At 66.8% G+C, this 12,657-nt stretch carries 12 protein-coding genes; 5 read left to right on the forward strand and 7 right to left on the reverse strand.

Features of this window, described 5'->3' with window-relative positions; all coding sequences use genetic code 11:
* Nucleotides 1-12: 12 nt before the first annotated feature.
* The gene (locus OG921_RS16965) at nt 13-1,011 is read right to left on the reverse strand and encodes a TIGR03617 family F420-dependent LLM class oxidoreductase (protein ID WP_266113663.1); all 999 of its coding nucleotides are present in this window, start codon (nt 1,009-1,011) and stop codon (nt 13-15) included.
* Between the two features lie 69 nt (nt 1,012-1,080).
* Between OG921_RS16965 and OG921_RS16970 the strand changes: the two genes are divergently transcribed.
* Nucleotides 1,081-2,580: a carboxylesterase/lipase family protein gene (locus OG921_RS16970; RefSeq protein WP_266113664.1), complete on the forward strand. Its 1,500-nt coding sequence runs from the start codon at nt 1,081-1,083 to the stop codon at nt 2,578-2,580.
* 5 nt (nt 2,581-2,585) lie between these two features.
* Here the strand turns inward: OG921_RS16970 and OG921_RS16975 are convergent, their stop codons facing one another.
* Nucleotides 2,586-3,962 (reverse strand): HNH endonuclease signature motif containing protein, encoded by a 1,377-nt coding sequence (locus OG921_RS16975; protein ID WP_266113665.1) that lies wholly within the window; start codon nt 3,960-3,962, stop codon nt 2,586-2,588.
* Between the two features lie 87 nt (nt 3,963-4,049).
* Between OG921_RS16975 and OG921_RS16980 the strand changes: the two genes are divergently transcribed.
* Nucleotides 4,050-4,898: a GNAT family N-acetyltransferase gene (locus OG921_RS16980; protein ID WP_266113666.1), complete on the forward strand. Its 849-nt coding sequence runs from the start codon at nt 4,050-4,052 to the stop codon at nt 4,896-4,898.
* A 10-nt stretch (nt 4,899-4,908) separates the two neighbouring features.
* Here the strand turns inward: OG921_RS16980 and OG921_RS16985 are convergent, their stop codons facing one another.
* Nucleotides 4,909-5,982, reverse strand: a complete 1,074-nt coding sequence (locus OG921_RS16985; protein WP_266113667.1) for a phosphotransferase — start codon at nt 5,980-5,982, stop codon at nt 4,909-4,911.
* A gap of 156 nt (nt 5,983-6,138) precedes the next feature.
* On the opposite strand from OG921_RS16985, the gene OG921_RS16990 reads away from it, so the two are divergent.
* The gene (locus tag OG921_RS16990) at nt 6,139-6,750 is read left to right on the forward strand and encodes a TetR/AcrR family transcriptional regulator (RefSeq protein WP_266113669.1); all 612 of its coding nucleotides are present in this window, start codon (nt 6,139-6,141) and stop codon (nt 6,748-6,750) included.
* A 7-nt stretch (nt 6,751-6,757) separates the two neighbouring features.
* Here OG921_RS16990 and OG921_RS16995 read toward each other — a convergent pair whose 3' ends face one another.
* Both OG921_RS16995 and OG921_RS17000 read right to left on the reverse strand, forming a co-directional pair.
* The gene (locus OG921_RS16995; RefSeq protein ID WP_266113670.1) at nt 6,758-7,414 is read right to left on the reverse strand and encodes a bifunctional 2-polyprenyl-6-hydroxyphenol methylase/3-demethylubiquinol 3-O-methyltransferase UbiG; all 657 of its coding nucleotides are present in this window, start codon (nt 7,412-7,414) and stop codon (nt 6,758-6,760) included.
* A 17-nt stretch (nt 7,415-7,431) separates the two neighbouring features.
* A complete protein-coding gene (locus tag OG921_RS17000; protein WP_266113671.1) occupies nt 7,432-8,394 on the reverse strand; it encodes an NAD(P)/FAD-dependent oxidoreductase in 963 nt (320 codons plus the stop codon).
* A gap of 82 nt (nt 8,395-8,476) precedes the next feature.
* Here OG921_RS17000 and OG921_RS17005 point away from each other — a divergent pair, with 82 nt between their 5' ends.
* On the forward strand, nt 8,477-9,064 hold the full coding sequence (locus tag OG921_RS17005; RefSeq protein ID WP_266113672.1) for a helix-turn-helix domain-containing protein: 588 nt from the start codon (nt 8,477-8,479) through the stop codon (nt 9,062-9,064).
* 5 nt (nt 9,065-9,069) lie between these two features.
* Here the strand turns inward: OG921_RS17005 and OG921_RS17010 are convergent, their stop codons facing one another.
* Together OG921_RS17010 and OG921_RS17015 are read right to left on the reverse strand one after the other, a co-directional pair.
* Nucleotides 9,070-10,116, reverse strand: coding sequence for a TIGR03857 family LLM class F420-dependent oxidoreductase (locus OG921_RS17010; protein ID WP_266113939.1), 1,047 nt, complete (start codon nt 10,114-10,116; stop codon nt 9,070-9,072).
* A 177-nt stretch (nt 10,117-10,293) separates the two neighbouring features.
* On the reverse strand, nt 10,294-10,938 hold the full coding sequence (locus OG921_RS17015) for a maleylpyruvate isomerase family mycothiol-dependent enzyme (RefSeq protein ID WP_266113941.1): 645 nt from the start codon (nt 10,936-10,938) through the stop codon (nt 10,294-10,296).
* A gap of 407 nt (nt 10,939-11,345) precedes the next feature.
* Here OG921_RS17015 and OG921_RS17020 point away from each other — a divergent pair, with 407 nt between their 5' ends.
* Nucleotides 11,346-12,650 (forward strand): cytochrome P450, encoded by a 1,305-nt coding sequence (locus OG921_RS17020; protein ID WP_266113673.1) that lies wholly within the window; start codon nt 11,346-11,348, stop codon nt 12,648-12,650.
* Nucleotides 12,651-12,657 lie beyond the last annotated feature (7 nt).

The raw sequence follows: 12,657 nt of genomic DNA on the forward strand, positions 1-12,657 counted from the left end.
TGTTGCGCGCGCTCAGACCAGTGCGTCGATGATCTCCGCGAGCGCGTCGGCGCCGATGGGGCCGGGCTGGTAGAGGCAGATGCGCTCCGAGACGCCCGCGACCCGATCCTGGACATGCGCGGCCACCTCCTTCGGCGTTCCGCACGCGGCGATGGTGTTCAGCACGTCGTCGTCGATGAGGCCGGCCATCTCGACCCAGCGACCCTGCTTGCTCAGCGCGTTGAGTTCGGGTTGTAGATCCTCCCAGCCGTGCACGGCGAGGACCGGCCGGTAGGCGGGTGTGGAGCCGTAGAAGGCGAGGAGCTTCTTGGTGGACGCGACCGCCCGCTCCCATTCCTGTTCGGACGTGCCGGTGGCGACGATGATCTCTGGGATCACGGCGAAGTCGGCCGGCGCGCGCCCGGCAGCGTCGAGCCCCGTGCGAACCTGCGGCAGCACCGACTCCTGCAGAAACCTTTTGCTGCCGAACGGCATCACCAGTAGACCGTCGGCGACCTCGGCGGTGGCACGGGTGAGCCGGGGACCTAGCGCCCCCGCGTAGATCGGCGGCGGACCGTACGGGTTCGGGCCCGGCGTGAATGTCGGCGTCATCAGCGTGTGCCGGTAGAACTCGCCGCGGAAGTTGAGCCGTTCGCCCGTGGCCCAGGCATCGAAGATGGCGCGCAGGGCGGCGATGAACTCCCGCATGCGCTCGACGGGGTGATCGAATTCGGCTCCGAAGCGCTTTTCGATCTGCGTGCGGATCTGGGTGCCGAGGCCGAGGACGAACCTGCCCTCGCTGAGCAATTGCAGGTCGAACGCCTGGTGGGCGAGGTGAATCGGGTTGCGCGGGAAGGCGATCGCCACGTTGGTCAGCAGGTCCAAGCCGCCGACGGTCGAAGCGAGGGTCAGCGGGGTGAACACGTCGTGCGGACCCTCGAAGGTGAACACCCCGGCCGCACCCGCCTCACGCAACGCGGTGGCGCGTTCGACGGCATCGGTGGGGCCGAACAGGGCGGTCATTACCTGCATAACGAGCAACGTAACCGATGATCCGCAATTCACGTACCGGCCGTGCAGTGCGGACGCACAATGACTCCCATGACCGACACCATGCGTGCACCGATTGTTCGGACCCGGACCGGGCAGTTGGCCGGCCGCACGAGCGACGGCATCACGTCGTTTCTCGGGATTCCCTACGCTGCACCACCGTTCGGGGCGAACCGGATGTGCCCACCGCAGCCTGTACAGCCGTGGGACGGCGTGCGGGAAGCCGTCGAGTTCGGGCCGACCGCGCCCAAGGGCGACTACCCGCCCATGTATCAGCCGCTGTTCGCGGAAGTGACCATCCCGGGCGAGGACTGCCTGAATCTCAACGTCTGGACGCCCGACACCGGGTCGGCCCGGCTGCCGGTGCTGGTGTGGATTCACGGCGGGTCGTTCATGAACGGGTCGGGCTCGGTCGACATGTACAACGGCAGCGCGTTCGCGCGCGACGGGGTCGTGTGCGTGACCATCAACTACCGCCTCGGGGCGGAGGGGTTTCTGTACCTCGGCGACGGCATCGCGAATCTCGGCCTGCTCGATCAGGTCGCCGCGCTGCGCTGGGTGCAGGACAACATCGCCGCGTTCGGCGGCGATCCAACCCGGGTGACGGTCGCGGGCGAGTCGGCGGGAGCGATGAGCATCACCACGCTGCTGGCCATGCCACTGGCGGACGGACTGTTCGCGCAGGCGATCACGCAGTCCGGCGCGGGCGCGAACACGCTGACCGAGGAGCAGGGCCGAATGGTCGGCGGCTATCTCGCCGACGCGCTCGGCGTGCCCGCGAGCCGGGACGCGCTCCGGGAGGTTCCGCTCGACCGGCTGGTGCAGACCGCTTCGGACCTGGTGACCGAGGTACAGACCGGTGTGGATCCGGTGAAGTGGGGTTCGCTTGCGCTGAGCCTGCTACCGTTCGCGCCGACCGTGGACGGCACTGTGCTGCCCGCCGTGCCGCTCGACGCGTTCGCGGCCGGCGCCGGGGCGGGCGTGCCGCTGCTGGTCGGCTGCACGCGGGACGAAGCGCGCTTGTTCCTCGTCGCACCCGGTGCCATCGACTTCATCGACGACGACGGTCTCGCGGCTTCCGCCGGTGTGTACGGACTGGGCGCGAACGAGGTCGCGGTCTACCAAGGAAACCGTCCCGATGCCGGCGCAGGCGATGTGCTTGCCGCGGTGGTGTCCGACTGGTTCTTCCGGATCCCGGCACTGCGGGTCGCCGAGGCACGCGGTGGCGCGCCGACCTGGGTGTACCGCTTCGACGCTCTGGATCCCGCCGACAATCAGCTGCTCGGCTCGTGCCATGCGACGGAAGTGCCATTCGTCTTCGGCACGCACGCGTTCGATAGCGCGCTTCCGCTCGTCGGTGCGAACCCGTCCCCGGGGATCTCGGCTGCGGCGCACGGCGCATGGGTCTCGTTCGCCACCACTGGCAATCCCGGCTGGTCCGCCTACGACACCGAGCGTCGAGCGACCGGCTTGTTGACCGACACCGTCACCGTCACCGAAGTCGACGATCCCGCCGGGGATGAGCGGGCGCTGTGGGACGGGATCCGCTAGCCGATTCAGGGCGGGTCGGTGTCGCCATTCACCAGGACCTCGGCTGGGTGATGAAAGCGGTTGATACGTAGGCGTTGTCGGGGGTCGACGTGGCACGGCGGTGTCCAGGCGGTCTTGCCACGCCTGGTCCGATGGCTGTGCCACTGGTCGGTGGCGGGACCGGCGAGTTTGTGGTGTTCGGGGCAGACCATGGTCAAGTTGTCGATGTCGGTGGCTCCACCGTCTGCCCACTCCTGCACGTGATGAGCCTCGGCCAGGTAGCCCGGCACGTTGCAGCCGGGAAAGCTGCAGCCGACGTCTCGGGCGTGTAGCGCGATCCGCTGATCCGGGCTCGCGATCCGCTTGGCACGCCCGAGGTAGAGCGGGCGGTTGTCGATGTCGTCGAAGACCGCGAGGTAGTGGTTCGCGTGGGCGGCGAGGCGAACCAGGTCGCGGATCGGGAGTAGCGACCCGCCCGCGGTTGTGGCGACACCCGCGAGTTCGGTGAGGTCACCCAGCGTGGTGGAGACGATCACCGTCACCGGGAGCCCGCGGTGCTGCCTCAACTCGCCGGACGCGAGCAGGCTGCGGCACATCGCTTTCACCGCGTCGTGCTGCCGCTGCCCCATCGAGCGGGTATCGCGCGTGGCCTCATCCTCGTTCGGTCCACCCTCAACAGTCGGTGTTGCGTCCGCCGGATTGCACATACCCGGCGCGGCAAGCCAGGCCAGGATCGGCTCCAGATACGCCCGCAGCTCCGGATCGATCAGGCCGTTGATGCTGCTCATCAGATCCGGGCCCTGCCTACCGAGCCAGATCCCACGCTTCCGGGCGCGATCATTGTCGGAGAACTCGCCATCCGGGTTCAGATACGCCGCAAGCCGGTCCGCGATCTTCTTCAATTCGTCCGGGCGCACGTTCGTGGCGAACCCGGCCAGCTGCGCCTCGGCCTGCTCCCGCGTTCCCGCGTCGACCGCGGCCGGGAGGTGCTGCAGGAACGACCGGATCACCTGCACATGCCGATCCCCGATTACCCCGTCGCGTACTCCCGCGGCGGTGGCGGGCAGTTCGGGCTCGAGTGGCTCGCCGGTAAACGACCGTCGTGATGCGAGGTCCTCGGCAGTATCGAACCGCCTCTTCGCGTCAGACCGGTTGATCCGCAACGCATCCGCGACCACCTGATGCAAATGCTGCCCGCCTAACTCGCCGGGAACTCGCTGCGCCGCGAATAAATACAGCACCTCATGAACGATACTTACTTGCTTACGAGCTACACTCTCGAGTTCTCGAAGCACCCCGAGACGCTCCTCGCTCGACATCGCCCCGAAGTCCAGCTCCGAGACAGCGGACACTGCAGTACGGAGTGCCTCCAGCACCCCCGCAGCATCCGGCGTCGAACCCATATTCGAAAGCCTACCGACGGGGTACGACACGTTTCGGGCCACGAATATCCACTTGAACACCCCGCACCGCCCGCCCATGCTGACCACATGGAGGTCCGGCTGCACGACACACTCGACGAGTTCCGTCCGCTCGCCGAACAGGTCTATCGGCGTGATCCTGTGCGGCACACATTCGAACTGGGTGTGCTGGCCGCACCGCCGGCGGCCGACGGCCTGTTGATGGTGACGGTGTGGACCGGCTCTGACCTGGTCGGCGCGGCGCTTCGGTCGCCGGGGTATCCGTTTCTCGTCTCCGGTCTCCCGTCAACGGCAATTCCCGAGGTGGCGGAAACCTTGACGGCGGTCGGGCCGGAAATCGCCGCTGTACATGGATTACGCGATACGGCAATCACTTTCGGGCACTCCTGGGCCGCGTCCACCGGCGCAACGGCAGCGATCGCCGTCGACGAACGGCTGTATCGGCTCGCGACACTGCATCCGCCCGCCGACGTGCCGGGCACGGCCACGATGGCGACGACCGACGACATCGACTTGCTCGCTGCCTGGTTCGACGAGTTCCAGGTCGAAGCATTCGCGCGCGCTCCGTCCGGACTCGAGAAACTGCGCATCGTCATCGACCGAATGATGGCCGGCGGCGACGCATTCGTGTTCTGGCGGGTGAGCGACACTCCGGTGGCGTTCGCCGTCCCGCGTCGTGCCCGATTCGGCGTCTCCCGCATCGGGCCGGTGTACACCCCGCGCGAAAGGCGCGGCCGCGGATACGGTTCGGCGGTCACCGCGGCTGCCGCGCAACTTGCCCTCGACCGCGGCGCAACCGAGGCTGTGCTCTTCACGGACCTGGCCAACGAGGTGTCGAATTCGATCTACCAGCGGATCGGGTTCGAGCCGGTAGCGGATTACGTCGAGATCGCCGTGACCCCGCTGCAACGGCCCTGATCATGCCTGCTCAGAGTTGGGCCAGCGCCTCGGCAGTGCGCAGATCGGCAAACGCCGTCGAATACCGTTCCGCGAGCGCGAGTGCGATATACGGGTGCTGCCACAGTTCTCCCGCGCTGGCGGTACACAGCCATATCGTCAGACCGTGCGCGACCGAGGCACGGTACCGCAGCCAGATCTCGTCCACGGACGGCAGCTCGTCGGGCGGGAGATCGAGCGCATCGCGGTACTCGGCGAGCAGATACCGCTCGGCCCGTCGGCGATCCCGAACCGTTAAGGCGCCCTGGATGAAATAGCCCACGTCGAGCGACCAGTTGCCGCGCCGGACCACCTGCCAGTCGAGAAAGCCCACCTCGCCATTCGGCAGGACGTAGGTATTCCCGACATGCGGATCGCCGTGCAGCAGGGTCTGTGGTGCGCGAACCAGGCTGCGGATATAGGGCTTCCAGATATCGTCGACGAGCAGGTCGATGGTCAGCTCCATCACCTCGTCCGGGGCATCGGGGCCGAGTAGGTCCAACGCGTTCGACAGCGGCGCCATCTCCATTCCGTTCCATGGCACGAACGACTCTACCCAATTCAGCGAGCAATCTTCGGAAAGTCTTTTCCCCCAGTATTTTCCGTGCAATCGAGCAAGCCCGCGAACTCCGCTCACCGCCTGCTCCACCGTGAGCGGCCGCAGTCCGTCGCGCGGATCCGCGCCACGGGCGGTCAGGTCCTCCATCACCAATAGGAAGTCGTAGTCGTCCTCATCGATCAGCGCTGCGTATACATCCGGATGCTCGAGTGGGAGTTCGGCACCACACATGAACAGCCGCGGCTCGTGGAACATCCCGCTGGTGAGACGAATGAGCTCCTTGTGGTCCGGCTCGGCGGCCTTGACGAACACGGTTGCCGGACCACAACCCTCCGAATATGTCAGGCCCAGGCGGGCGCACCGATTCGTTCCGTCGTCGCGGGTCAGCAGTTCGACCGCAGCGACCCGGACGCCCGGGTGATGCGGAGCCAGCACCGCCGTCATCCATTCCGGGGTGATCTGATCCCAGTCTGTCGGCACGACCGAGACGGTTGTCGGATACGTCATGGTGGTCCTCTTGTCGGCAGCGATGCACATCATCGCCAAAATACGAGACTAGTGGTCTCGGTATTGGCGAATGTACCCGACAGAACTCGATCCGGGAACCGGTCCGACGAATTTTCGACGCACGTTGTCGATCCAGCAGGCGGTTAGGCTGCGGATATGTCTTCCCCCAGTCGCGGACGCCCCCGCGATGCGCACGTGCACCGGGCGATCCTCGATGCCACCCGCGCACTGCTAATCCAGCACGGATACGCCGGCGTGACCATGGATCGGGTCGCCGTGGGCGCCGGTGTCGGCAAGCAAACCGTGTATCGGCGCTGGCCGTCGAAGGCGCCGATGGTGGCCGAGGCCGTACTCGACGCGTACGGACCCGGCGAGTCGTTCCCGTTGCCGAACACCGGCGACATCGCCGCGGATCTACGCACCTGGCTGGTCGAGCACGGTGAGTTTTTTGCCGAACCCGCAGGTGCGGCGCTGGTGCGCGCGCTCGTCGCGACCGCGATCGCGAACCCCGACGACAAGACGCTCTACGCACTGCTTGCCAGCCCGCAGCGAGAGGGGCTGGTGCAACGTCTCACCGCCGCAGCCGACGACGGCGAAATCCGGGCCGACACGGACATAAACGCCATCGCCGAAGCGCTCATCGGCATGCTGCTTTACAGCGTGCTGGCCCAAACCGCTTTCGCGGACATGATCAGTCGGTTCGACGGGTTCGTCGATGCGCTGGTCGCCGGAATTATTCCCCCGGACGGGTATCTCGCCGGCACATGACCGGCCCTCAGGATCGCCTGCGCGCCACCAGAACCGCGTCGTGCAGCATCTTTTCTTCGCCGTCGGATGCGGCCACGATACGGGTGTGCTCTTGTGCGACAACGATTTCCCATTCGTCGGTATCGATTCCTGCGCTGAGGTCATCGACGGCGCGCGTCACCATCGGCTCATCCGACCGGGTGTGCGTCCCATGGCCGTGGCCATGCCCATGCCCGTGGCCGTCGGTGCGCAGATGGTCCACCACGAGCAATGTGCCGCCCGGCGCAACCGCTGCCGCGAGTCGGCGCACCATTTCCTCGTGCGATCCGGTCGGGTGTACGTAGTTGCTGCACACCAGGTCGAATCTTTCATCGGCCGGCTTCCAGCCGGTGAGATCGACTTGGCGCCACTCGATCCGGGACGTGATCCCACTGCCATGCGCTGCGGCTCGTTGCCGCGCCCGCTGCAACGCTCCTTCGGCCAAGTCGAGCGCGGTGACCGTCCAGCCGTGTTCGGCAAGCCAGATCGCTTCCGCGCCTTCACCACAACCGGCGTCCAGTGCGCTGCCGACGACAAGATCGCGTGCCGCACTCAACAGGTAGGGGTTCGGCTGCCGGTCAGGGTTCATGCTTTGGTCGCCGGTATAACGCTGCTCCCAAAACTCTTTGTCGAACTCCTCGGCCACGGGCCTCGTCCTTTCGTTCATACCGATACCCGCTCGCGTTGCGCGGCGACGGCACGGTCGGTGTCCTCGAGAACCAGGTCGGCGTTCAGTTGCGCCGCCGCGAAGGTGGCTGCCGCCGCGGCCGTTCCGACCTGGGCGATGATATCTGTGACGTTTCCGGCCGCCCACACACCGGGCGCGGCGGTTCGTCCGGTCGGATCGGCGGGGACCTGCTCACCCATGCCGGACGGATGCTCCACCGCATGCAGGCCCAGTGCGCTCAGCAGGCCGCTGCGCGCGACCATCCGCGGCGCCACGACCAGCGCTTCGAGGGGAACGAGTGTGCCATCCGCCAAACGCGCCTGCAGTCGATCGTCGACCGTGTCGATTCCGGTCACGACACCGGTGACTACGCGGATTCCGCGAGCCGTGAGCTGTTCGGCCGCTTCACCGCTCGGCGCCTCCGTGCTGTGGCACAGGAGCGTGATGTCGGAGCTCCACTGCCGAAGCAGCAGCGCCTTGTGCACTGCCTCGGCGCCGGTGGCGAGGATCCCGATTGCCTTGTCCCGCACCTCCCAGCCATGGCAGTACGGGCAGTGGATCACGTCCCGGCCCCAACGTTCACGCAGCCCGGGAATGTCGGGTAGTTCGTCGACCAAGCCCGTGGTGAGCAGTATCCGGCGGGCCTGCACCGTACTTCCGTCGGCGACGGTCACGGCGAATCCGTCGCCGTTGCGCGCCACACCGGTCACCTCGGCGCGTACCACCCGTCCGCCGTACCCACGGACCTCGACCCTCCCCAGTTCGAGCAGGTCGGCGGGCGCGATCCCCTCGCGGCCGAGCAGCGCGTGCACGCCCTCGGCCGGCGCATTGCGCGGCTCGCCGGCATCGAGCACGACCACGGATCGACGCGCGCGAGCCAGCGTCAATGCCCCACTCAGTCCGGCAGCGCCGCCGCCGATCACCACTACGTCGTATTCACTCTTCAGCTCATCGGTCATTCCGACCACCTCCTGATGACAACCATGTCTGCAGATCCGCGATTTGTGCAAACTTGTTTGCCAATGTGGCAAACTGACCCATATGCCGGACGACATCGACGAGGCGCTGGACGCGGTGGGACCACGCCTGCGTGCCCTACGCAAGCAGCGTGACACCACGCTCGCGGAGCTGTCCGCGACGACCGGGATATCGGTCAGCACGTTGTCGCGGCTCGAATCCGGCGATCGTCGCCCGACGCTCGAGCAGCTCCTCCCGCTGGCCCGTGCACACGGCGTCACGCTGGACGAACTCGTGGATGCGCCACCCACCGGCGACCCGCGCATCCACCTGCGGCCGGAGACCCGGTTCGGCATGACCGTCCTGCCGCTCACCCGCCGCGCGGGCGGCATCCAGGCCTACAAGCTCGTCATTCCGGCGAACAGCGGCCGAAGCGAACCAACGCTGCGAACGCACGAGGGCTACGAGTGGGTCTACGTGCTCAACGGCCGGCTGCGTCTCGTGCTCGGTGAACACGACATCGTCATGCGGCCCGGCGAGGCGGCCGAATTCGACACCCACGTGCCGCATTGGTTCGGTGCCGCCGACGGCGCGGCGGTGGAGTTCCTCAGCCTGTTCGGCAAGCAGGGCGAGCGCGCGCATATCCGGGCCCGACCGGCCGAATCGGCTTAGCAGCACTAGCTTTCGCGGTACGCCTGCACGATGGGCTCGAGCTCGTCCGGCGTGGCACCGTGCATGATCAGCGCGTCGGCGCCGTACTCGAACTCCTTGCGGATGCGGTCGACGCACTGCTGTGCCGATCCGGTAGCCGCGGGTTCGAGCCATTCGGCCGGCAGCAGCGTCGCGATGTGCTCGATCTGTTCGGGCGTGGCCTTCGCATCGATCCCGCCGGGAATCGAGGTGACCACCGAGTCATCGCGAAAGCGTTGCAGCACAGCCGGATCCCAGCTGTTCGTCTTGACCAGCAGGTCACCGTAGCCCTGTAGGTAGGTCGCCAGCCGCGCAACGGTCTTCTTCAGCCGTACCTCCTCGGGCAGATGATCGCCGACAGTCGCGAAACACGACCACACCCGCACGCTGTCCGGGTCGCGTCCGGCCTGCTCGGCCGCGTCCTTCACGATCCGCGCACTGCGCTGCAGCGTCTCCGGCGTGAAGTAGGTGTGCAGGATGACGTCATCGAATGCCCGCCCACCCAGCGCCAGGGTCTGCGGACCGAACGCCACCAGACCAAGCCGGATGTCCTCGCGGAAGTCGGGATCCAGGAAGAGCACCTGATACTTGCCGATCGGTCCGTCGTGGTTGAAGATCACCTCGCCGTGCCACAGCCGCCGCATCACCCCGGCGAAGTCCTCGAGCTGGGCGGTGGTTACCGCGGGCACGCCGAAGGCGTTGTACATAGCGGCGATGCCACGGCCCAGCCCGAGCGTGAACCGGCCGCCGGAGAGCCGATGCATCGTCGTCGCCCAGGAGGCGGTGATCAACGGGTGACGTGTGTTGTGATTCGTCGCAGCAGTGGCAATCTGCATCCGACTCGTCACCGCGCAGGCGGCGCCGGACAGCGAGGACGCCTCCTTCACGTTCCAGCGTTCGGAGATGAACGCGCTGCCGAAGCCGAGCTCCTCGCCGCGCCGCGCCTCGTCCATCAACGTCGCCGGGCCCGTGCCGCCGGCACCGGCGAGCAGGTAGTAGCCGAGTTCGTCGAGCACCCGTTCGGTTCCACTCACATCCACGAAGCCTCCAGTGCAAGCAGGCCGACGCCGGTGTTGCGGCCGTCCCGCCATGTAACACCCAGCGGTCAGTTGTGCGCCAGAGCGGGCACGGCGCCTTCGCGCTCGCCGTATGAGGCGGTCGTCGACGTGCCTCCACCGCGACCGCATCGATGCCGCTGGTCAGCGAGGCAGTCAGATTGTGCAGCGGTCCCGCAGTGTCGGCACGCCCGGCCCGGCGAGGTCGTCACAGTAGGCACCACGACCGGCCATGGCCATCGTGAGCGCCAGGGTCGTGCCGCTGACCAACGGGCCGGCTCCCGTCGTGAAGGGCCCGTCGGTCGCTTCGAGACGAAGACCTTCGATGGTGCTGCGGCCGGCCACGGTGAAGTCTCGCCGGGCGTAGAAGCGGGCAACCTCGGTGACCGTCTCGACAGCGGGCGTGCGCCCGAACCCGAGCGGCCGCCGGATGTCCTGCGCGTGCACCACCACCTCACCAAGCCACGCCGCGGTCGGACCCGGCGCCGACGTCGTGCTGGTGACGACCCGCTGGAACCACTCCAGCGTCTCGGCGGGGGTCGCGCCTCGGTACTCGGCCAGACGCCGGTCGTTGTGCAGGTCAAAGTCGAACCGTGCCCCCAGGACACTCCCAAACCAACGAAGCGCGCCGATACTCGCCGCCGCCGTAAGGTGAGCAACGACCTCCTCTACCACCCACCGTCCGCACAGCGACTGCTGCGCCCACTGCGCCTCGTGAAGACCAGCGAGGTCATCGGCCAGTGCGGCGCGTTCGGTTGCGGCCGCAGACCATAGGGCGGCGCGAGTGAGGGAATTGCGCAAGGCGACCTCCAGGTTGAACGGCTGACGCCAATGGACAGTGCGCGCGAGCGCGAGAAGCATCGGTCAATCGGTAACCAAGGTAGCGAGCATGCGCCGCCGTTGCCGAAGCAACCGGTGTCCGGCTACCGATCCCTATCGGCCTCTCGGAGAGACTCGATGTCTGCCGGAACATCAGCAGAGTCAGTGGCGGGGACTCCCGGACAAGTGGGTGCGGCCGGCGCTTCCCTTGCCGGCCCGCACCGAGTCGATGCGTTCGAATGCCCGAGCTCTTGACGAAAATAGAGGACTGCCGCCAGCAGATCTGACACCGAGGGTTCCTCTTCGCTACCGAGAGTACTATTCTTCCAAATCAAGAACGAGACACTCGCAATGCCGCCGCCCAGTCGGCCCTGGTTAGGAGAACCCGCGTGACCGATTTCGAAACGGTCGATTATTTTACCGATCCGTCCCTGGTACCCGATCCGCAACCGTGGTTCGACTACATGCGCGACAAGTGCCCGGTCTCGCGGGAACCGCACTACGGCGTCTACGCAGTGACCGGCGCCGAAGAGGCCAACGTGGTCTTCAGGGACAGCGACACCTTCTCCTCGTGCGTCGCGGTGGCCGGCCCGTTTCCGCCGCTCCCGTTCGAGGTGGTCGGTGACGACATCACGGAGCTGATCGCACAGAACCGCCACCTGATGCCGATGAACGAGCACATGGTGACCATGGATCCGCCCGAGCACACGAATGCGCGGTCGGTCCTCTTCAAGCTCCTTACGCCGAAGCGGCTCAAGGAGAACGAGGAGTTCATGTGGCGCCTCGCCGACCAGCAGCTTGACGAGTTCATCGCCGACGGCAAGTGCAACTTCCTCGAGGCCTACGCCAAGCCGTTCTCGCTGTTGGTGATTGCCGATATGCTCGGCGTCCCCGAGGAGTACCACGACGAGTTCCGTGCAGCGCTCGGTGCGCCTCGCCCCGGTTCGACCGTGGGCAGCCTCCTGAAGGAGGCCGTCGGCCTCAACCCGCTCGAGTGGCTCGACGAGAAGTTCAGTCAATTCATCTCCGATCGGCGAGCGAACCCGCAGGACGACATCCTGACCGCCCTTGCCACCGCCAAGTACCCGGACGGCTCGACCCCGGAGGTCATCGACGTCGTGCGGTCCGCCACCTTCCTCTTCGCGGCCGGGCAGGAAACCACGACGAAGCTGTTGTCCGCGTCGGTCCGCGTGCTCGGCGACCGGCCCGACGTGCAGCAGGCGCTGCGCGACGACCGGAGCCTCATCCCGAACTTCGTCGAAGAATCGCTGCGGATGGACGCCCCGGTGAAGAGCGGGTTCCGGTTGGCCAAGAAGGACACCACACTCGGCGGTGTCGATATTCCGGTCGGCTCGGTCGTCATGTACGCCGCCGGCGCCATCAACCGCGATCCGCGCCGGTTCGAGGATCCGCACACGTTCAAGCTCGATCGCAAGAACGTCCGCGAGCACATGGCATTCGCCCGCGGCGCGCATTCCTGCCCGGGTGGTCCGCTCGCCCGCGTCGAGGGCCGCGTCACGATCGAACGGATGCTCGACCGGATGTCCGAGATCCGCATCAACGAGGACAAGCACGGTCCGATCGACGACCGCCGGTACACCTACGAGCCCACCTTCATCCTTCGTGGGCTGACCGAGCTGCACATCGACTTCACCGAAAATCCAAACTCGCCAGAGCGCTCCGAAGGGAATTGAGAAACAG

It is taken from the genome of Aldersonia sp. NBC_00410, from assembly GCF_026342035.1.
Lineage (GTDB): Bacteria > Actinomycetota > Actinomycetes > Mycobacteriales > Mycobacteriaceae > Aldersonia.

Coding starts and splice junctions, on each gene's coding strand:
- OG921_RS16980 (WP_266113666.1), top strand. CDS start 4,050: ATGGAGGTCCGGCTGCACGACACACTCGACGAGTTCCGTCCGCTCGCC.
- OG921_RS16965 (WP_266113663.1), bottom strand. CDS start 1,011: ATGCAGGTAATGACCGCCCTGTTCGGCCCCACCGATGCCGTCGAACGC.
- OG921_RS16990 (WP_266113669.1), top strand. CDS start 6,139: ATGTCTTCCCCCAGTCGCGGACGCCCCCGCGATGCGCACGTGCACCGG.
- OG921_RS17000 (WP_266113671.1), bottom strand. CDS start 8,394: ATGACCGATGAGCTGAAGAGTGAATACGACGTAGTGGTGATCGGCGGC.
- OG921_RS16975 (WP_266113665.1), bottom strand. CDS start 3,962: ATGGGTTCGACGCCGGATGCTGCGGGGGTGCTGGAGGCACTCCGTACT.
- OG921_RS16985 (WP_266113667.1), bottom strand. CDS start 5,982: ATGACGTATCCGACAACCGTCTCGGTCGTGCCGACAGACTGGGATCAG.
- OG921_RS16970 (WP_266113664.1), top strand. CDS start 1,081: ATGACCGACACCATGCGTGCACCGATTGTTCGGACCCGGACCGGGCAG.
- OG921_RS17005 (WP_266113672.1), top strand. CDS start 8,477: ATGCCGGACGACATCGACGAGGCGCTGGACGCGGTGGGACCACGCCTG.